At 56.6% G+C, this 20,598-nt stretch carries 15 protein-coding genes; 11 read left to right on the plus strand and 4 right to left on the minus strand.

The window, feature by feature from the left end; all coding sequences use genetic code 11:
• Window positions 1–58: 58 nt before the first annotated feature.
• Entirely contained in the window at window positions 59–670 is a 612-nt protein-coding gene (locus J3U88_RS28030; protein ID WP_207862325.1) for a hypothetical protein, read from the minus strand.
• A gap of 1,013 nt (window positions 671–1,683) precedes the next feature.
• On the opposite strand from J3U88_RS28030, the gene J3U88_RS28035 reads away from it, so the two are divergent.
• A complete protein-coding gene (locus J3U88_RS28035; RefSeq protein ID WP_207862326.1) occupies window positions 1,684–2,700 on the plus strand; it encodes a hypothetical protein in 1,017 nt (338 codons plus the stop codon).
• A gap of 265 nt (window positions 2,701–2,965) precedes the next feature.
• On the opposite strand, the gene J3U88_RS28040 is transcribed toward J3U88_RS28035, so the two are convergent.
• Window positions 2,966–4,345, minus strand: a complete 1,380-nt coding sequence (locus tag J3U88_RS28040) for a hypothetical protein (protein WP_207862327.1) — start codon at window positions 4,343–4,345, stop codon at window positions 2,966–2,968.
• A gap of 260 nt (window positions 4,346–4,605) precedes the next feature.
• On the opposite strand from J3U88_RS28040, the gene J3U88_RS28045 reads away from it, so the two are divergent.
• The 9 genes from J3U88_RS28045 (at window position 4,606) to J3U88_RS28085 (ending at window position 16,250) form a co-directional block, all read left to right on the plus strand.
• On the plus strand, window positions 4,606–5,562 hold the full coding sequence (locus tag J3U88_RS28045; protein WP_207862328.1) for an SAM-dependent methyltransferase: 957 nt from the start codon (window positions 4,606–4,608) through the stop codon (window positions 5,560–5,562).
• Between the two features lie 228 nt (window positions 5,563–5,790).
• Window positions 5,791–6,360: a glutathione S-transferase family protein gene (locus tag J3U88_RS28050; RefSeq protein WP_207862329.1), complete on the plus strand. Its 570-nt coding sequence runs from the start codon at window positions 5,791–5,793 to the stop codon at window positions 6,358–6,360.
• A gap of 491 nt (window positions 6,361–6,851) precedes the next feature.
• The gene (locus tag J3U88_RS28055; protein ID WP_207862330.1) at window positions 6,852–7,034 is read left to right on the plus strand and encodes a hypothetical protein; all 183 of its coding nucleotides are present in this window, start codon (window positions 6,852–6,854) and stop codon (window positions 7,032–7,034) included.
• A gap of 24 nt (window positions 7,035–7,058) precedes the next feature.
• Window positions 7,059–7,499, plus strand: a complete 441-nt coding sequence (locus tag J3U88_RS28060) for an SPOR domain-containing protein (protein WP_207862331.1) — start codon at window positions 7,059–7,061, stop codon at window positions 7,497–7,499.
• 129 nt (window positions 7,500–7,628) lie between these two features.
• Window positions 7,629–10,397 carry a GNAT family N-acetyltransferase gene (locus tag J3U88_RS28065; RefSeq protein WP_207862332.1) on the plus strand — a complete coding sequence of 923 codons (2,769 nt, stop codon included), beginning with the start codon at window positions 7,629–7,631 and terminating at the stop codon, window positions 10,395–10,397.
• Window positions 10,398–10,562: 165 nt separating this feature from the next.
• Window positions 10,563–10,799, plus strand: a complete 237-nt coding sequence (locus tag J3U88_RS28070; RefSeq protein WP_207862333.1) for a phosphopantetheine-binding protein — start codon at window positions 10,563–10,565, stop codon at window positions 10,797–10,799.
• A gap of 3 nt (window positions 10,800–10,802) precedes the next feature.
• Window positions 10,803–11,741 (plus strand): phytanoyl-CoA dioxygenase family protein, encoded by a 939-nt coding sequence (locus tag J3U88_RS28075; protein WP_207862334.1) that lies wholly within the window; start codon window positions 10,803–10,805, stop codon window positions 11,739–11,741.
• A gap of 146 nt (window positions 11,742–11,887) precedes the next feature.
• Window positions 11,888–13,507, plus strand: a complete 1,620-nt coding sequence (locus tag J3U88_RS28080) for a class I adenylate-forming enzyme family protein (protein ID WP_207862335.1) — start codon at window positions 11,888–11,890, stop codon at window positions 13,505–13,507.
• 388 nt (window positions 13,508–13,895) lie between these two features.
• On the plus strand, window positions 13,896–16,250 hold the full coding sequence (locus J3U88_RS28085; RefSeq protein WP_207862336.1) for a hypothetical protein: 2,355 nt from the start codon (window positions 13,896–13,898) through the stop codon (window positions 16,248–16,250).
• A gap of 100 nt (window positions 16,251–16,350) precedes the next feature.
• On the opposite strand, the gene J3U88_RS28090 is transcribed toward J3U88_RS28085, so the two are convergent.
• Both J3U88_RS28090 and J3U88_RS28095 read right to left on the minus strand, forming a co-directional pair.
• Window positions 16,351–18,255: a two-component system response regulator gene (locus J3U88_RS28090; protein WP_207862337.1), complete on the minus strand. Its 1,905-nt coding sequence runs from the start codon at window positions 18,253–18,255 to the stop codon at window positions 16,351–16,353.
• A 562-nt stretch (window positions 18,256–18,817) separates the two neighbouring features.
• On the minus strand, window positions 18,818–19,201 hold the full coding sequence (locus J3U88_RS28095; protein WP_207862338.1) for a DUF423 domain-containing protein: 384 nt from the start codon (window positions 19,199–19,201) through the stop codon (window positions 18,818–18,820).
• Between the two features lie 215 nt (window positions 19,202–19,416).
• Here J3U88_RS28095 and hemF point away from each other — a divergent pair, with 215 nt between their 5' ends.
• On the plus strand, window positions 19,417–20,343 hold the full coding sequence (gene hemF / locus J3U88_RS28100) for an oxygen-dependent coproporphyrinogen oxidase (protein WP_207862339.1): 927 nt from the start codon (window positions 19,417–19,419) through the stop codon (window positions 20,341–20,343).
• Window positions 20,344–20,598: the final 255 nt, after the last annotated feature.

The raw sequence follows: 20,598 nt of genomic DNA on the forward strand, positions 1-20,598 counted from the left end.
AAGGCCCGCATCGAAAAAATCGCGCGGGCCTCACGTGGGTTGGTTCAATCGGGTGCGGTTATTGGGCGACCGCCGCCTTCAGGGCCGCGACCTGATGTTCTTCCATGGTGCTTAACTTGGTTAATTCCAACATGCTGCCTTTTTCCACGCTGGCCGTTTCCCAAATGCCGGAGCGGAAACACTTTTCCGCTTCTTTGAACGAGGTTTCCGGGGTTTTGGTCAGCAGCTTGAGGAAGGCTTGCACGCGGTCCGGTCCGTCGGCCAAATCGACCTTGGGCAGACCGTCCGCCATCTCTTGGAACCGCGTTTTCTGTTTGGGCAAAAAGGCCTGGCGCGCGGTGCCGCGACGGGTGGTCAACTCGCCGATCAGCGCTTTAATCAAATCTTGTTGCTTTTCGTCGTTTTCAACCTTGAGGTGGTAATCCAGCGCACCGCGTAAGGCGCCCAAGGTGTAAGCGCGTCGACCGCGGTCGAGTGTGGCCAGCAACGCGGCGATGGGAAGAATGGTTTCACCCGCCAACGCTTGGCGTAACTCGCGCAAATCGTTGGGCAAACCCATGTCGTCCAAGCCGCTGAACTGGACCTGGCCCTCCTTGGGCGGTTCCGCGCTTTCGCCTTCCTCCAGCATGATGTTGTCAAATGCGCTGTCCAGATCGTCGAGAAAACCCACGTGATCCCCCTGTGGTGTGATAAATGTGGTGTGGCGCCCCGTTTCGGGTCCCGGTTATCTTTACAAAACAAAAACGCGTGACACTAAGATTCAACCCAAGGCAGGTTCCCGACTTGGGTCCGGCCTGTTGCATCAACCGAACCCAAATCAACCCATCGAAACCTGGGTATCTTCGTCGGTTGTGCGCGGTTGAAACGGCGTCAACAAATGGTTAACGGTCAGTGATTCTAGGTTTCTCCGAATTGGTAAAGACCGCGCGCCTCGGGCGGGGTCTGAAACACCTGGTGACGGGGTCACCCTTCCGTTCGGAAAACCTGGTGTGGGGAAAAACCGGCGCCGATACAAGATTGAAAAAGAAACATCCGCTCAAAACCGAACCATGTTTTATCGACGAAAAAACAATAGATGGCTCTAAAGATGGATCACTGTTTTAACCAAGGTTCCGCGGGGGATTGTTGGGGCAACAGCGCGTTTTCTTTTCAATCGCGGTTTGATCGAGCACCAGGTACGTTATAGAACTTCATCTTATAGGCTGAAACTTGCTTTGCCAAACGCAAATGGCCGATTGTCGGCGCCGGCCGGGCGTGTCTTGTTCGCCTCTGCTTGAGAAAAGAAAAGCCAACGTTGTGACAATCTTGTACAAGCATTTGATAAATAAAGGGTTGGTGCTGTATTATTTTTTGTGGGGCACGGCCTTCTCGCGGGTCTGGTTCTTTCAGGTTTTTGAGCCTTTGTGATCAAGACCTCATCGTAAGAAGGCGTCCGTTTCGCTGGAATTGTTGGCTAAGCAAGCTATGACGTGGCGCGGCAAGATGGGCCCCAAGGGGTTTATCCTTTGCGCGTTGACAGAAGAATGTGGCGCGTCACTTTCCCGTCCTTTATAATGCTTTCATCCTTGTGCGGTTTCCCCGGAATGCGGATGAAATCGCAACTGTATGTCTTTAAACCCGTATTTTTGATTGTTATGGCTTTATGAACCCCGTGCTTGGGGGCGTGAGCAGTGGGAGATGCCGTTGGCTTCGCACATTTTTCTATTGATTTTCATGGTGAGTCCCTTGACCGAGGTCAAGTTGGAGAACCGTGGCCGTTACTTGGGATACTTGGGACCCAGCCGCGTGTATTTAAATCAAGACGGTACCTACATGGCCGCGACCCAGTATCACCTCTGGCATTGGGATCGTGAAGGCAAGGTCATTAACATCCTTGGCGACAAGGGCGAAGGGCCCGGCGAGTTTGTGAATTTGGGTGAAGCGCTCTGGACGGGTGAGCACTACTGGCTGGTAGACGCATCTTTGATTCGCTCCAGTGTCTTTTCCGCCACAGGTGATTACTTGGCGAAATCACCGGTTTTTTTCCGGCAGTTTGTACGGGTTAAAGATCGTTTGCTGGCGGTTGACCTGTCCCGCTTCCGCGGTCGCTCCGATACCTATCCGCCGGTTTTGGTCGAGGTCGACTACCGCATTGAACCCGGTGGCGATTTGATTGTTGAGAAATCGCCGCACGCTTGGCGCAAAGCTACCGAGGCGCAGGGCAAACTCCAGAATAATTTCAAATTACTGTGGGTTGCCCATCGCGACGGGCGTTACCTGGTGATGGATCAACTGGAACCCCGTATTCAAATTTACGATGCCCAAACGATGGAAGCTGAGCGTGAGATCCCCGACGGCAAACCCTTCGAGGCCAAGTTCATTCCCCTGTTGTTGCGCGATTTTGTACCCCATCCCGACCGATGGCCGCCTACGCGGTTGAGTTTTCGCGATATGCGCGATTGGTTTAACGCTTGGTCACGGATTACCTGGTTCGGCGAGTTGGGTGCCGATTTTGCCGTGGCCTACACGGTGCCCAATGGCGACAAACTCGAGTCGCCCCTTCAGTATGTGGTTCGTGTCGGGCCCAACGGCCGTATGATCGGTGAGCCGGTTGTTTACGATGGTTACTTCATGGGCATCCACGACGGCAAAGCCACGGTCTTTTTTGATAACGAGGAAAACCAAGAATTCGTCTATACGATTCGGACCTACGACCTCTAGCTAGGGCCCTTTGTACGGGGTTGTGCCGGTCGGGCACGGCCTGGTTTAAAAGGTCTCCAGATTTGGGGCCGGTGCGTGCGGGTTGCCTGCTGGGCGAAACCCTGCCCGCCCTTGGATAGGCGGGAATGCCTCTTTCCTCGGCGGCTTTCCCGCCTGGCGCCTGATTTCCGTCGTAATCCTGTCTGTCGCCACCTTGTTGGTGGCAAAAGCCCGCGAGAAATGCGGGCTTTGCCTGTCGCCTGGCACGGCTTGGGGGCTTCCTGGCTTAATTTCTCTCCGCGGCGTGGTCGCCCCAACCTCGGTTCCATTTCCAGCCCAAGCTAATCACCGTCTCATCCGCGTTGCGCCACCCGACCGGGAGTAAAAACTGGTTGTCACTGTATTCAAGCGTGAGCAAGAGGCCGGGGTAAAGCAGGGCGTTGAGCGCGTAATCCGTTTTCCGCCAGTCCCACCATACGCTGGGCGCCGGATAGATGCGCGCGTTGCCGGCGTAGTCGTTGGTGATCTCGGAGTACCTGAATGCCGGGCGCAGCCAGGGGAGGATGGGTTTGCCGGCGACCGCACCGAGCAAGGGGAGTTCAATGGTGTAGGCCGCTTCGATTTCGAACCCGTCACGGGGTAGGGAAGCCTGCTCTTGGTCGACGTATTGTGCAAAGGCGGTGAATTGTCCCCAATAGACCCAGAGGTTTACGCCGAACTCTTCTTTTTTGCGGCCTTCAATGGGCAAGCCGCCCGCAAAGGCCGGGCCCAGTTCCTCCGCCACCCCGTTGAGGAGGTCGAGGTCGCCGCCGTAAAAGGAGCCGGTCATATCCACCGTGTCGCGCAGGTCGCGGTTGTAGGCAAACGCCATGAGGTTGACCACGTTCCCCGCGGCGACATCGCCGAATTTGAGGCCGAGCGCGATGCCCGTTTCGGGTTCATCAAAATCGTAGTCCTCCAGGTCCGCGTCGTAAAAAATCGGGAAACCGGAACCTAACTCGGGTTGTGGGTTGGCGCCGTTGGCGGGGTTGCCCGCGTCCGTGCCGTTGTCGCCGGCGAGGGCGTTGGTATCGCGGAAAAATACCGGATTACCGACCGTGAACGAACCCTTGACATAAAAGTGGTTGCCGATTTGGGCGCCCAGCTCAATGCCCGCATCCTCAAAGCGGTTGAAGGCGGTGGAGAGCACCCCGTAACCCTCGCTACGGCGGTCGTTTTGCCGTTCGAATTTGGCCATTTTTCCGAATTTCAGGTACCAGCCCGAGGCGCTTTGGGCCTGATCCTCCGCCACAAAATCACCGTAGAGGAACCAGGCTTCGTCAATATCGATTTTGTTGTCATCCGTGGTGGGGTTGCGGTCGTATTTATCGATGGTATCCAGCTTGAACTTAGCTTGGGCACGGGCGGACCACGCCTGGTGGATGGTCAAGCTAATCCGTGAAATCTCCCCATGGCTGCCGGGATCCGGGGTGTTGAGCGAGCCACGTTCGGCGCCGGGCGGTAGAAAATCATCGGGGAACGGGAAGGCAATGGGCAACGAAAGTTCGTCGCTATCGCGATAGTTGGCGCGGGTTTCCAGGGTAAAGGTGCCGCCGGACTGGGCGAGTAGCGGGGCGAGCAACCCAAAGCAAACAAGGATCATCGAAGAAAAACGGACGAAAGCCATGACAACTCCTCGGCGAGATACGAGATGAAAGAGAGGGGATCAGTTCATTATATACAGAGCCCGCCGGCCGTGAGCCGGGAATCGCGCCGGCGAGGTTGATTCGCCCTTGGATTCTATTGAAAAACTTTGAACGCGTTCAGGAAAATCCTTGCCTTTTGGTGAATGGGAACTTAGATTACCTATGTGAGCTTTTGAACGAGTTCAATATCTTAAAAAGCCTTTAAAGCCAATGATAACGATCCCTTGTGACTGGAGGTCCTATGTCTGTATCCTGCCTTTCTCCCGCCGCCAAGCCACCGGCTCCGCCGGTGTCTTCTGACCCTTATTTCGAATCCTCGGGACCGGGGCCGATCATCCAAAGCGGTGGCTCGAAACAGCATATTCAGCAGTATTACGAAGCATCGGGTCTGGATTACCGGTATTGGAGTCCCGGTTTTAACATGCATTTCGGTTACTACGAACGCGGCGCCAATCCTTTTCAACTGGAAAACATGCTGGCAACGATGAACCGTCGTGTTTTAAAGCTTTTGGGTCTTAACAGCGGGCGTGTCTTGGACTGTGGCTGTGGTGCCGGGGCGACCGCCAACCAACTCGCCCGCGAACACCAAGCGCTGCACATTACCGGCGTTAGTTTGGTTGCCGAGCAAATCACCCGTGCGCAAATCGCGAGTCAGCGGGTGCCACAAGCCCAACGGCCCCGTTTCGTGAACGCCGATTTCACCGATTTGCCCTTTGACGACGCCTCCTTCGAGGGGGCCTGGAACCTAGAAAGCGCTTGCCACGCGCCCGGGCCCGGGAAAGAAGCCTTGGTCAAGGAGGTCTACCGGGTGCTCAAGCCCGGCGCGAGCTGGGTTGTGGTCGACGGTTTCCTCAAACGCCGGCCCAAATGGCGTCTGCCCCGATGGATCCTCGGAAAAGTCCACGATTATTGGGCCTTGGAAACTTTTGCTGAGCGTGACGCCTTTGTCGCGGCGCTCGAAGCGGCCGGATTCGAGGCTATCGAGGTGATCGATTGGTCCTGGAGGGTCGCGCCCTCGGCCCTTCACATCCCACGGGTGACGGCTCATTTTTTTGCGAGCGAATACCACAAAAATAAAGCCAAGAAACTCGGTCACCACCGTTTGGCCAATGCCTTGGCACCCATGTTTGGTTTGGCCCTGGGCCTGACCCGATCTGTTTTTGGTTACTATGCCGTTCGCGCCAAAAAGCCGAGTTAGCGGCGTGAGCGGTGCCGTGCCGCCGCGGTTCGGCGGTTCGCTGTTATTTCCCTGCTGCATGGTCGGTGCGCTGACGAAACCTTGAAAAGCAGGAAGCTCGCCTGGATAACGCCGCTGCAGCCCCAAAACCGCCCAAATCGAAAAGTCTGCTAAGCAAACCCGTCCAAGGCTTGTTAAGATCCAGTTACCATCTATCGGTTCTTAAAGTTTGCAGATCAGGAGTGTTCGATGTCGGATTGCACCTTGTACGGAAGTTATACCTCGCCCTTTGTACGCCACTGTCGCATTGTGTTGTTGGAAACCGGCCGGCCCTTTGAATTCGAAGAAACCAACTACGACCAAAGCTATGCGAATTCACCGACCAAACGCGTGCCGTTCCTGCGCGACGGTGACCTGCACTATTATGATTCGAGCGCGATCCTGCACCACCTGCGCGACAAGGCGGGTCAAAAGTTCCTGCCGACCCCGGCAGACACCGAACTCTATGCCCTGGCGAACACGGTGCTCGATACGGCCGTTAACATTTTTTTATTGGAGCGGGACGGCATCAGCGAATACCAATCTGATTACATCCAACGCCAAAAAGACCGCGTCCAATCGGGATTGAAAGCCCTTGATGGGACCGATCTTTCTTTTGATGGAACCCCGGGGGATCCCATTTTGCGAATCGCCTGTCTTTTAGCCTGGGCGGAATACCGCAAGCGCTTCACCTTCAGCCAGTTTGGGAATTTGGCCGTGATGATGGACGAGGTCGGCGCACTCGACGCCTTCCAGCAAACGGCGCCCCCGCCACAATAAAACCTAGCGTGCGTCCGGTGATTGCGTGGTTTCGGATCTTCGAACGCCGCGTCGGGTTAGCCCGTGTTTTTCAAAAGGGCTAGCCCGCTTCGATGGTGTGAATAAAGGGGTATTCGCCTACCATCTAAAAGTGGTCCTGTCGGTCAGCACAAACCCTCTTTATTGGGTCGTGCGAAAAGATCCCCTTCATGTTGGTCAAGGAACCCTGGTTCGGCAAGATGATCGTTCGGTTGTTCGGGTCGCCCGCGCGCTTGGCCTTGGTGGACTTTGCCGACGGAACCATCGTGGCCCGCGCTCCAGTACATATTTGGTGGCCCTCAAAAGCGCCCATTTTTGTGCGTGAATGGTGACCTGGCGCGCACTTCGCCACCCGGGACTAATTAGTCTTCAAGTTTTCTTTAGGCACTTCCGATTTGCTTATTACGCGTTCGGTATTAAAATAACGTTACCGAAAACGGGTCCCGCAATCTAACTTCGTGAGGCACGCCCCTATGAAATGGTTTTCTCTGTTCCGTGATGCAGATCCTGCTCCTCAAGACCGTTTTGTCGTCTACCATGTCGGCCCCAAACCCGGTTTCTGGCAGCGATTGCTTAACGGCCTAGGGATTCCCACGCCGGCACCTCAACCGGTGCTTGTGCCCGTGAAGCCGCAACGCGAGCGTCAACCCAATTAACAGAGCCTTTGTGAGGACGGTGTTATGCGTCGTTTCGTTTGCCTGCTTGTACTGATCACCCCGCTGCTTTTCGCCGGTGATCCCGCGCCAAAACCTGCCAAAACCAAGCCCGCTGAAAAAGTCGCGTCACAGAAAAAAGCCGACCAACCCAAGGCGCAAACAGGTGGTGGCGGGTACGTCGTCCAAATTGACGGCGGCGGTTTGGTCCGCAACCCCGATCTGACACCCGATGTCCAGGAAGCTTTGGCCGAAATGATCAACACCAGCAGCGAAGGTTTGGTTCAAGAAAGCCTCGCCGACGGCACCGTGGTTGTCGACCTCGAGGGTCGTTTTCAATCCGCCATGGTCGCCACCATTAACAAAGACGGCAAAGCCGTGGGCCATTGTTTTTCCAAGGATCCCAAACACAAGTGCGGCCAACACACCCAACCGAAAGCAGACAAGGACCCCGTCAAAGAAAAATAGGTCTGTTCCATCCCTCGGAACCTCCCGCCCCGGCAGATGCCGGGGTTTTTTATTTTGGGCCACCCCGTTCCGTTCCTATAATAAAGCCTGATCCCCGTTCCAGGATTTCCCCTCGTGAGGAGCGTGCCCGTGAGTACACGTCACCTACGCTATTTTTTTCGGCCCAAATCAATCGCGGTCATCGGTGCATCAGCGCGCCATGAGAACCTTGGGTCGGTCGTGCTGCGCAATTTGATCGACGCCGGTTACGAGGGCGAACTCTTTGTGGTGAACCAACGGGGGTACGCCCGCGTGCAAAACAAACCCTGTTTCGCCAAGGTACGCCACCTACCCAAGGTGCCCTCGATGGCGATTATTTGCACCCCGCCGACGACCGTTCCCCGGCTTGTGCGCCAGCTTGGACGGTTTGGCGTTAAAGCCGCGTTGATTCTCATGGGCGGCCTGTCGCGGACGCAGAGCCGCTCCGGGCGTCCGCTGAAAGATTCCGTGTATGCCGCCGCCGAACGCTACGGGGTACGCGTGCTCGGCCCCAACAGCCTCGGTATTTTGGTGCCGGGCCATCGCATGAACGCCAGCTACGCACACCTCAACGTGAAGCCGGGCAACGTGGCTTACGTCGGCCAATCGGGCATTATGGGTTCGGCCATGATTGACTGGGCCCACGGGCGCGGCATTGGTTTTTCTCACTTCCTCACCCTGGGCGATGCGGTGGATGTGGAGATTACCGACATCATCGATTACCTTGCCGGCGACCCCAATACCAAAACCATATTGCTACACTTGGAGCGCATTACCTCGGCCGCCGGTTTCATTTCCGCGGTTCGTGCCGCCTCGCGCTCCAAGTTGGTGTTGGCCGTGAAAAGTGGCCGTGTGGCGGAAGCACAAGAAACACCGGCTGTACCGCCCAGTGGCATCTTGTCGACGGATCAGGTCTACGATGCGGTGTTTCACCGTGCCGGCGTGTTGCGGGTTCACTCGACCGATGAAATGTTCGACGCGCTCGCCACCCTCTCCGCGGCCAAGAAACTGCGCGGTGAGCGACTGGCGATTATTTCCAACGGGGTGGGGCCGAGTGTGCTGGCCACGGACGGTTTGGTGTTGAACGGTGGGCGACTCGCCAAGGTGTCCGAGGAAACCATCAAACGTCTCGCCAAAATCTTGCCCGCGTTCTGGACACGTCGCAACCCGATTGACCTCAGCGCCGCCGCCAATGAGGTCCGTTATGCACGTGTCATGGAAATCGTTGCCGCCGATCCCGGGGTGGACGCCTTGCTGGTGATGTACGCGCCGACCCAGGCCGCACCGCCGATTGCCGTGGCGCGTGCCGTGGCCGAAACCGCGAAAAACATTGATCGGCCCGTATTGGTCAGTTGGATCGGTCTGACCAGCGTGCGCGAGAGTCGTGAACTCTTTGACAGCATGGGGGTTCCCCAATATTTCACCCCGGACAAAGCCGTGCGTGCCTTCATGCACATGGTTCACAACAACCGCCACCAAGCCGTTTTGTTGGAAACCCCGCCCGCGCTGACCGACAAAAGTTCCCTGGACCGCGCCAAGGTGCCTGAAATTATTGATCGCGCCAAAAAGGAGCGTCGCAACCTGCTCCACGTGCGCGAGGTGCGCGACATCCTCACCGCCTTTGACGTGCCTTTTGTGGATACCCGTTTCTCCGAAAATGTTGACGAACTCTGTGAAGCCGCCGCGGATTTAGGTTACCCCGTGGCGTTAAAGTTCCTGCATTCCGCCAATACCCGCCCTTTTTGGTACCAGGCCGCGGGGAACCGACCCTTCCGCGGGATTGTGTTGGCGATTGACAGCGAGGCGCGCTTGCGCGCCGCCGCCGGTCGTTTGGTAGAGCGTGCGCGGGAACGGTACCGCGATGGACGCGGCCTGGGTTATGCGGTTCAAACCATGCGCAGCGGCATGGGGTATATCCAGCTTAATGTCGCCGTAACCCGGGATCCCGTGTTCGGCCCGCTGCTGTTGTTCGGTGAAGGCGGCCCGCCGACCGCGGTGATGTCCGACCGTCGCATCGGCCTGCCCCCACTGAACATCGCCCTCGCCCGTGACCTTGTGCGCGGCGCTTGGGTTTATTCACTGATCCAGGCTTTTGGGGATCGATCCGACGTCTTGCTGGACGAACTGTGCAAAATCTTGGTCCACCTCTCCCAGCTTGTTGTCGACAATCCCGAAATTGAAGGTTTGGAAGTGAACCCACTCCTGATGAACCGCGACGGTCTCATCGCCTTGGACGGCATGTGTCGTTTGGGTGAACCCCGTGCTTCCTTGATTCAGGCCTACCCGGAAGAACTTCGCGAGTTGGCCGTCACCCGAAAAGGTCGCCGGGTGGAATTGCGCCCGATTCGCGGCGAAGACGAACCGGCCCACGCCGAATTCGCCCGTAGACTGTCGCGGGAATCGATTCGTTTTCGGTTTTTTCACCATCGCACCTCGATCGGCCACACCGAAATGGCGCGGCTTACCCAAATCGATTACGACCGTGAAATGGCGTTTATCGCCACGGAAGGCATTAAGGGTGTCAGCCACACCCTTGCGGTGATTCGTATTTGGATTGACGCCGATAATATCAGTTGCGAGTTTGCGATTATCGTCCGCGATGATCTGGCGGGGGAGGGGCTCGGCAGTATGTTGATGCGCAAAATGATTGACTACGCCCGTGCCCGCGGCATCTTGATCATGACCGGCACCGTGTTGCCAGAAAATGAACCCATGTTACGGCTTGCATCGCGGCACGACTTCCAGAGTCGCTACAACAGCGACGAGGGCGTGATGGAGATTTGGCTACCGCTAAACGAACCCGCCAATGAGTGGCAGCGCAGGCGGATGCGCATTCCCGGCAGCTACAACCCGGACGAGGACGACGAGGACGACGATTAGCTCGTCAGCCCCAGCCCGCGCGGCCAAACAACTTGACAGGACCCGCGTTTTCCAATAGGTTGGGCGACGGAGTCTTGCGCCGTGGATTTGCGCCACCGCATGGGCGGACACCGAAACAGAGACGCCCATTGATGCCCAGAAGAACCAATGCATGGGGAGCCGAGGATGAGTGAGTTATCGTTTGAACAATTTAAAAAAATCGTTGCCGAACAGTTGGGCATCGATAAGGCCAGGTTAGCCGAAACGAGTCATTTGACGGATGATTTGGGTGCCGATTCGATTGCGATGGTGAACATCGTTGCCGAAGTAGAGGCCTTGCTTGACGAAGAATTTGACGAGGTTCCCTTCGAGGACATCGAGACCTTGGGTCAAGCGTACAAACTGCTGACAGAACAAGGATAAAGTATGAGTAGTGTTGGGGCTTTGGGTGAAGTAACGCGTGGTGCCGAAGCGCGTGAAATACACCAAACCTACGCCGAGGAAGGGTTTATTGTCGCCCGCGGCTTAATCGACCCCGCGTTGTGCGAGAAAACACGCGCGTTGTTTGCCGAGCAAGTGCGCCCTTTTGAGGGCCGGATTTTACGGCAGACCACCTCCAAACAGGAGCGGCACAACATCAATGAACACGGCCACGTGACCAACCCGATGTTGGACGTCCACGAGACCATGCGCGACCAATTCCCCGCCTTCCACGGCTCGGTGCTTGATGTGTTGACCCATCCCGAGCTGGTAAAAACCGTGGAAACCCTGTTTGGCGAAGAAGCCATGATGGTGCAGAGCATGTACTTCGAAAGCAGTCGTGGTACCGATCCCCACATGGATACCCATTTTATTGACGCCGCCGAAAAAGGCCGCTTGGTGGGTGTGTGGATTGCGCTTGAGGACATTGACGAAAAAGCCGGTCGTTTCTGCGTGTATCCCAAAAGTCACCGCATCTACGAGGACGGTCTGTTTTCGGAAGAGGCGCAAGAAGCCGCGCGAACCTATGAGGATCACTCCTGCTCGGTCATTCGCGGTTATCAGTTGGAAGGCAAAAGTTTTTCTCTGAACAGCGTCACCAAATCGCGCCGTTTGCTGCGCAAGTACCTGCAAGTTTCCGGTTTTGAGCCCTACAGTCCGGCTTTGAAAGCGGGCGACGTGCTTTTCTTCTCCTCGCTTGCGATCCACTCCAGTAACAAGCCGACGGGCGTGGGCCAGACCCGCAACTCGTTGACCTGCCACTGGGTGCCCAAGGCATGTGGTTATGCGCGTCACGGCATTTACGAGCCGATTCCCGCTGATCTGATGCAGGTCCGCGATGTGTGGATGCAAAACCAACATCGACCCCAGGCGACACCGGCCTAACCCGCGATTGTCACAAGGATTCGTCGCAGAATTCCCCGTGAGAAATGCAGGCACACGTTTGATTTTTGGTTAACCCGTTACGAGGGCGTCGCGCGAGTTTCGCGACGCCCTCTTTTGCGTTGTTCTCCCGATTGGAGTGAAGTGTTATGTTGCCTCAGCCGATTTTACCCAAGGATCCCATGGTGGATATTCCCTCTCTGACCGCGATGCTCGCGCGTCGGGCCGAGCTGACCCCGGATCGTACCGCCGTGGTTTTCGGCGACGCCGCCCATACCTATGCGAGCCTTTGGGAGGCCGTGCGGCACTTTGCCGGTTACCTCCAGGACCGGGGTGTGATGGCGGGTGATCGCGTCCTGCTGCGTCTGCCCAACAGTGCCGATTTCTTTGCCGCCTATTACGGGGTTCAGTATCTCGGCGCCGTTGCCGTGCCTGTTTTTCACGGTTCCTCCGCGGCTCGGGTCGCCCTGCTCGCCAAATTGTGCGGCGCGCGGATGGTGGTGACCGCCAAAAACATCGCGGGCCCGGAACGCGACGCCGTTCTTTCGGACAGTGGTTTGCCGGATTTGGTGTTCGGCGATTGTGAGCAGGGCCGCGCTTTTGAGGGCGCGGCTGAACCGGCCGCGGTGACCTCGGAAGATCTGGCCATGCTGCAATACACCTCGGGTACTACCGGGGACTCCAAGGGCGTGATGCTGACCCACGGCAACTTGATCGCCAACGTGCGTCAAATGATCCCCGCCGCCGAATTCGTGGCCGAGGATGTGTTCGTGAGTTGGTTACCGGTTTACCACGACATGGGTTTGATCACCATGACCATGTGCCCCTTTTATCTGGGCGCCAAGCTGGTTTTGCTTCCCGTTTCGCCCAAACCCTTCCCCTGGTTCAAAGCCATCAAGGAACACGGTGGCACCATGACCGCCGCGCCTGATTTCGGCTACCGGTTTGCGACCAAATTCTCCAAGGGCGGCGGTGCTTACGATCTGTCCAGCCTCAAGCGGGCCCTGATCGCGGCGGAACCCGTGCGCCCCAAAACGATTGAACGCTTTGAATCCAAGTTCGATTTACCGGGTGTTCTCAAGCCGGGATACGGTCTGGCCGAGGCTTCCGTGGCCGTCACCTTTTGGGACATGCAACGGGGGGACCGCGTGGTTGACGGCGAGGGCCATGTCTCCGCCGGCAAAGCCATTCCCGGCATGGAAGCGGCCGTGGTCGTTGACGAACGTTTTGCCGCGACCGGGGAGCACGGTGAAATTGTGATGCGTAGCCCATCCTGCACCCAGGGTTACTACCGCAATCCCACCGCCACCGAGGCTTTGCATTGGCGGGACGGCTGGATTCGTACCGGTGACATTGGTTACCTAGATGAAAACGGCCTGCTGTTTATTGTCGGTCGTTCCAAACACATCATTATCAAGGCCGGTCGGAACTTGGCCCCGCGTGAGATTGAAGAAATCGCGGAGGACGTGCCCGGCATTCGTTTGTCCGCCGCGCTCGGCATAAGCGGTGAGGACATTCAGGGCGAGCAAATTCATCTGTTTATTGAAATTGAAAAACGCAGCCCGGACGCCGCACTCCTCACCGCCTTATCGCAACGCGTGACCCAGGCGGTATTTGATGTGTTGGGGTACCGTCCCGACAAGGTTCACCTGGGTAAAAACAAACTCATCCCGCGCACCCACAACGGAAAAATTCAATATGGAAAGCTCAAACAAGCCTGGCTGGACGGGTCTTTGCATCGGGACGGCTTGCTGCATGTTGTCGAATAGCGTTTTTATTGATGCCGCTGGACGCTAAAATGCGCTTTGTGAGATGAACGGCCGCGGAACCGCTCGCGGTCACCGTTTTTTCGAGCGATTGTGTTATCATGCCGCGTTAACCCGCATGGTGAACCGCGACCCGTGAACAGGCATGTTCCCTTTAAGGCCAACCTTGCCGGAACAAGGGGGTTCGCCGCGGGACCGGCAACTTTGGCGCCGTCGAGAACTGTCCCGAGAAGGCGGAACACGACCGCATCGAGCTGGGAAAAAGTTGGGAGATCGATGGCTGTCGCCCCGGTGTTTCCTCGCGGGCGTATGATGTTCATGGAACGGCAAAAATGGTAATCTAAGCTTTCTCCTAAAAGGAGCGGCCCCGGGGACCAAGAAGGGTGGATGGATGATATTTAAGGCCTTTGTTGAGCTATTTCCGAGCGAGGTTTTTTCCCTGCGCCGGATTACGCCGGCCAAAGACACACCGATTGCCGATAAAACCTATTTTGTCTTCGAGTTTTACCCCGCCCAAACCGGGCCTGGCGGCGGCGATATGCGCCGTGTTCTGCTCGCCCTTTACAGCGACGATTTAACCAATGATTGGACCTTTTTCCATTTGAGTCTCGATCCGGGTCGCCCCGATTTCGGCCCTTGCCTACACCCGGACTTTGTCAACGGGGCCAACTCGATGATTCTTTTAAAGGCCTTGCTCGACGAATTTAACGCCGATCCCCATTTTTATGCCGGGCTTCAGGAACGCTTCGGTTTGTTTCGCAGGGAACTGACCGGCAAGAAATACCGCGGCAAACCTTTTGGCTCCTTTTCCGGCGTCATGAAAGAAGGCAACCCGCTGCGTGTCCCCCCGGTTGATACCTTTGGCCCCGAACATCCCGCCTGGTGGCTTCAATCCCTGGAGGGCAAGGTCGCCGCGCTTCATGAAATGATGGAGCAAGGCGAAGACGCTTCCTTTCCCGGTGCCGGTGAACCCGTGGATCACGAAACGCGGCTCAAGGAATTGTCCGTTTTAATGGAGCCCTTGCTCCCGGAAATTCAAACCAGACGCCCCCCGCGTATCAGTCAGGTTTTGGAACGGTTCATCGATATGCACCACGATGCGGCCCTGCTGTTCCTGGAACTGTTACAGATGCATTACCCCCATAAAGAGGAAGAACCTGGCCCTGAATATCAACTGAGTTACTATCTTTTCTGTGAGGCGCTCCATAAACTCAAGTATGGTTTAGAGCGCAATTGGCGTTGGGCCGCGCCGATGTGGGAGCAGGTTCAAGAAACCATTGCCGATAAAATCCTGGTGCCGCACATGGGACAGTTTGTCCAGCAGGACGTGATGGAAGCCCTGCGCGAAAGCGGTATGGAGCCCGATTTCGTGTTAATCGAGGCCGCCCAAGAATTGGCCGAATACTACAACCGTTTTTCAGGACGTGACTCCATTGAAGAAATGGAAGCCATTCTTGAGGATATGGAACGTCAAGGCTTTGACGATCCTTTTGTGTTGGTGGAGCTGTTCCTGCCTCAACTACGCCTGATCCCACCCGAGGGCCAGCTTCAAATACTCTCGTTCCTGGCCGGGTACCGCAATCCTGTCATCCGCGAGATCGTGGGTTTGATGTGTCTGCATCACGACAGCGAGGTGCGCGTGCTGGTACCCGACATCCTCACCCAGGCTGCTCACGACGGTATGGTTTCGCCCGTTACCTTTCGGCGCTTGATCACCATGCGCAACTGGTTGCCGGAGGAACAACGTTCGCCCCTGGACGCCACCATTAAATCACTGCGCCGAGGCGGCTTAAGCCCGGAACCCAGCGAGAAAGGGCAACTGGTTTCGGTATATGCCAGTTTGATCGACGGATCCGGCTCGCAGGGCTTGTGGCTTGTCATCCAGCAAAAAGACCAGGTCATGCTCGCCAACCTTTTGCTCAAGCAAGGACTCGGTGTGCAAGACGTGTGGTGTAGTTATTTCGATAGCCAGGCCGATCTCAAACAAGAACTGGACATGGTTAAAAACCAAATCATTTATTACAAGGTCGATCCCGGCTATTTGGATCTGGTGCTTCAGGCCCACATCGCCGAGGGTTTCGAGCATGACGCGGTCCCGCCTACCGGCTTGATGTTGGTTGCCGAGACCCTGGGTCACACCGATTGGGGGGCCCAGGTTCAGGAAGCCGGTGAACTGATCGAGATGTTCCATGAACACATGCCCAAAACCTACCGCAATCCCAAGCGTTGGCCGACCCTCGCCAATCAGAACCGGGAATGGTTGATGCGGTCCGGGTTACACGAAACCTGGTTCGATGATGACGAGGCCGTCGAAAACGTGCTGTTTGCCAAAATCGGCGAACCCCAGACGTGGCTGCAAGACCTTGACGTCACCGCCGAGGTTCTGATTCAACACATCTTCGAACCGCGGCGGCGCCAGTGGATGAACCGTTTCCTATGGACGGGTATCTGGCTGTACCACGTGCGACCCAAGCCCCGTGCGCCATGGCATCTGTTTTTGATCCACGCGGCGCTGATCCGCGGCGGTTTCCCGCTCAGTGATTTGGGCGCGGTCGGCACCGTGCTGATTCAAACTATGTATTCGGCGTATTACCGTGCGCTCAACGAAAACGCCTCGCCGGCGGTGCATACGTTCGACTCCATCCCGGCCGCGGTGGATCCGGCCCCGCTGATTGAGGAGCCAAAGGAAGAGGAAGAACCGCCGCCGTCCAACCTGATCCCCTTCACCCGCGTGAGGAACAAATAAAGGTCGTGGGCCCGTGGACCCAAGCGGCCGAAGCGCGATGATCGGTTAACCGAAACCAGCGCGCGCCGACGCGCGAATCCCAAAGGTGGGGTGATCGGCATTACTTTCCGATGTCTTTTAAGCCTTCCGCGTGGGCGCGCATGCCCCAGTTGGATTCCTCAAACCACTGATTAATTTCGGCGACCGGAAGCGGGCGACCCATGAAGTAGCCTTGCGCATAATCGCAGCCGAGTTGCATGAGGATGTCCCAACCTTCGCTTTTCTCGACGCCCTCGGCGGTGACACTCAGGCCGAGGGTGTGGCCCAGGTCGATGGTCGATTTGACGATGGTGGCGTCGTCTTCGTCCGTATCCAGTTCCATCACAAAGCTTTTATCGATTTTGATTTCGTCGACCGGCAGGTTTTTGAGGTAAGCCAGTGAGGAGTAGCCGGTACCAAAATCATCAATCGCCAGCTTGATGCCCATGTCGTTGAGGCGGGCCAAGATGCTGCGCGCCTGCTGGGGATCTTCCATCATGGCGCTTTCGGTGATTTCCAGAATCAGCATTTCGGGCGGCATGTGGTGTTGGTCGAGAATTTTTGCAATTTTTTCGGGGATCTGCGAGTCAAAAAGATCGCGAACCGATAGGTTGACGGAAATCGAGAGGTCGATGCCTTGTTTGTGCCATTCTTCCCATTGGCGCGGGGCTTCTTTGAGGACCCACATGGAAAGCGGTTTGATCAAACCGGAACGTTCCGCGAGGGGCACGAACTCATCGGGAAAAATACGCCCGATCTTGGGGTGGTGCCAGCGAACCAAAGCCTCGCATCCGATGATGTAACCCGTCTCAAACGAGATTTTGGGTTGGTAGTAGAGGCAGAGGTCGTTGTTGTTGATGGCGCGGCGCAACTCGCCCAAAAGCATCAGGCGGCGCGGGCTGTAATGGTCGAATTTGGGATCGTAAAAGGTGTAACCGGGATCGGATTTTTTGGCGACCGACATCATCATATCGGCGCGGCGCATCAGGGTATCGGCGTCTTCACCGTGATCGGGAAACAAAACGATGCCGATGCTGGCACGTACCTCAAGCTGGAGGTCTTCCAGGTTGAAGTTGGGCTCGAGCACGTCGTGGATGCGGGTGGCCAAGAAGGCGGCATCCTCATTGGCGGTCACCGAATGGATGAGCACGGCGAATTCATCGCCGCCGAAACGCGCGACCAAGCCGGTTTCACCGATCACCTTGCGCAGGCGTTGTGCAATTTGTTTGAGAATCAAATCGCCGTTGTGGTAGCCGAGCGTGTCGTTGATCTCTTTAAAACGGTCCAGGTCCACGAAAAACAAAGCAAGCTTGTTGTCTTCAATTTTGGCGGATTCGAGCGACTTGACCAAGTTTTCGTAGAATTGGGTGCGGTTGGCGAGGTTGGTTAGACTGTCGTGGTGGGCCAGATAATGAAGGCGCTCCTCGCTGCGTTTGCGCTCTTTGATTTCGCTTTCTAGCTGGCGTACGTAACGCTGGGCCTGCTGGGAGAGGTTCCACTTCCGTGTCTGTGAAAGGGCCATTTGTTTGACGGCCGTTGTGTCGAAAGGTTTGCGCAGGAACAACAAGCGGTCGGTGGTGCCGAGCTGGGCGAGAATCTTTTCCCAGGAGTAGTCGGAGTAGGCGGTACAGATGACCATTTCAATATCGGGATAGCGTTCCCAAATGCGCGCGATGGTTTCGATGCCGTCCCAGCCGGGCGGCATGCGCACGTCCATGAAGATCATGGCGTAGCCGCGGCCCTCCTCGTGGGCTTTAATCACCATTTGCAGCGCTTCTTCGCCTTGGAATGCCGAATCGACGAGGTAGTTCTGGTACTCCAATAGGGAGTTTTCGTCCTCTTCTTCCGGTTGGTCTTGGAACAAACCTTTCTCGATTTGAGCGAGTTTGCGCTTTTCTTCCGCACGGGGGTTGCTCAAGACTTTTTTGAAATCTCGGTGAATGGATATATTGTCGTCGACGACCAAAATTCGGTTATTGGGTTTCATGCAGAACGGGTCATCCTTTCTAACGAGACTCATGGCGGGTGTACCGGCCAAGACCGGCAACCGAACGCTACATAGGGGCATGGAATGAAGTCCATTGTATTCTAGCGTAATCCCGACGGCTTGAGCCAAAAAAGTCACGATGTATTGATAAAAGACGGGGCCGCATTCGCGGTTTTGCCAAAATCCTCGGAACCGAGACGCAAACACCGAGGCGATGCGGTGGGTGCGCGGGTCAGCGTACGGGGTGGTTGCCGGTTAACAACCAGATCGGCAATCATCACAAAGCCTTGAGCCTTAACCCACATTTCCCGGCGGGCTTTTCCTTGCAAAAGCACCCGAAAAAACAGCTTTGCCGGGGGCATCTGTTGCGACCGGGGAGCCTGTGGTCGGGTGATGGAAAAGGTATCATTCAAAAAGAGTAGGCGTAACCTGTGCGATTGCAAAGGTTTCTGGATTATTTTTTCGGACGACCGGCGCGGGGATGGCTCAGGCTTGTCCCCGAGTGAGGGCGATTTTGCCCGGCCGGCGGCGTGGTGCCGACCGGCCTTCATGCGTTCGCGCTTTAGGTGTTTTCTTGCGACGGTTCTCCCGCGGTTTTTGCGAGCCACAGCCAGCCGAGGATGAAAGCCGTTCCGCCAATGGGCGCGACGGCGCCCATCCAGCGGAGATTAAACACGGCCAGCGTGTAGAGGCTGCCGCTGAAAAAAAAGATGCCCAGTGCAAAAAAATGGCAGGCGGCGAGTCCATGGTGACGGCGCGCTTGCGGGACCAACATGGCGAGCGTGTGGGTCAGATGGTAGGCCGCGGCGGTTTGGAAGGTCGCCGTGGTGCCGTTTTCGGCGAGTAAGGTCTTGAGCCCGTGGGCGCCGAACGCGCCGATGGCGACCGCGAGTGCACCGCTAACAGCCGCCAAGCGCAGCCAAGTGGTTGGTGTTCCCAGTTTCATGGTGGTGTTTCCCTTGATTCGGTTCCGGTGGGGGAACCGTTGGTGCCCGCATCTTAGCAAAAATGGCTGCTTCCCTCGTGGCTAACCCCTTTGTGTCGTTAAGATTGTCGCAAAAAAATGAACGCGGGGTTCGGCTCTTGCCGCCGGCCTTGGGATCGCGCTAAAGTGGGGGCGATTTGCTTATTACGCCACCTGGAGGCCCCCGCATGTCTGAGATGCCCCACCGCATTGATGTCGCCCCGATTGAAGCCTTTTTCACCGAATTGCAAGACAGCATCTGCCGTGGTTTGGAAGCCCTGGATCCCGGGCATCACTTTGTGGAGGATGCGTGGCAACGGCCGAAAGGCGGCGGGGGGCGTACCCGTACCTTGGACGGGCGCTTGTTCGAAAAAGCGGGGGTGAATTACTCGCGGGTATTCGGCGACGACATGCCGGGTTCGGCAACCGCGCATCGCCCTGAATTGGCGGGGCGTGCCTTCGACGCCATGGGTGTTAGCTTGGTGATTCACCCGACCAATCCCCACATTCCCACCACCCATATGAACGTGCGCTTTTTTACCGCTTTTCGTGAAGATGCCGAGCCGATTTGGTGGTTCGGCGGCGGCTTTGACCTTACGCCCTATTACCCCTATCGTGAGGACGTGGTTCACTGGCACCAAACCGCCAAGGCCGCCTGTGATCCTTTCGGCCCCGAGCTGTACCCCAAGTTCAAAGCATGGTGCGACACCTACTTTTACCTCAAGCACCGAGACGAAACCCGCGGCGTCGGCGGCCTGTTCTTCGACGATTACAACCAGGGTTCTTTCGACGACTGCTTCGCCTTCATGCGTTCCGTGGGTGAACATTTTTTACCTGCTTACACACCCATCGTTGAAAAACGGCGCGCTACAGCGTCAACGGAGGCAGAGCGGGAATTTCAACTCTACCGTCGCGGTCGCTACGTCGAATTCAATCTGCTCTTCGACCGCGGCACCTTGTTCGGTATTCAATCCGGCGGCCGCACCGAGTCGATCCTGATGTCGTTGCCCCCGCTCGTGCGCTGGCAATACAACTATCAACCGGAGCCGGGTTCCCGTGAGGACGACCTTTACCAAAATTACCTCAAACCGGCGGACTGGCTTTCGGGTGAAGGTTCAAAATAAGACCTAAGAAGTGCTGAAACGAGGGATTTTGGCTAAAGATCTGGAGCGAAATGGTTTGGGAAAAGCGGGCCGGGGTCGCGCACGACGCGCACCCATTGGGTGCGGTGCGCATTTTTACAGACCGTTGCAGCCCAGATAGTGTGTTGTGGGTTTGAGTGCAAGGGGAAATCTCAGGTTCCACCGTTTTTGTTAGAGCCAGGCATACCCCGGCCTAGCGGCCGATGAAGCGGCCGCGTTCAGCGGGGGCATTTTTTC

This window comes from Acanthopleuribacter pedis (genome assembly GCF_017377855.1).
GTDB classification, from domain to species: domain Bacteria; phylum Acidobacteriota; class Holophagae; order Acanthopleuribacterales; family Acanthopleuribacteraceae; genus Acanthopleuribacter; species Acanthopleuribacter pedis.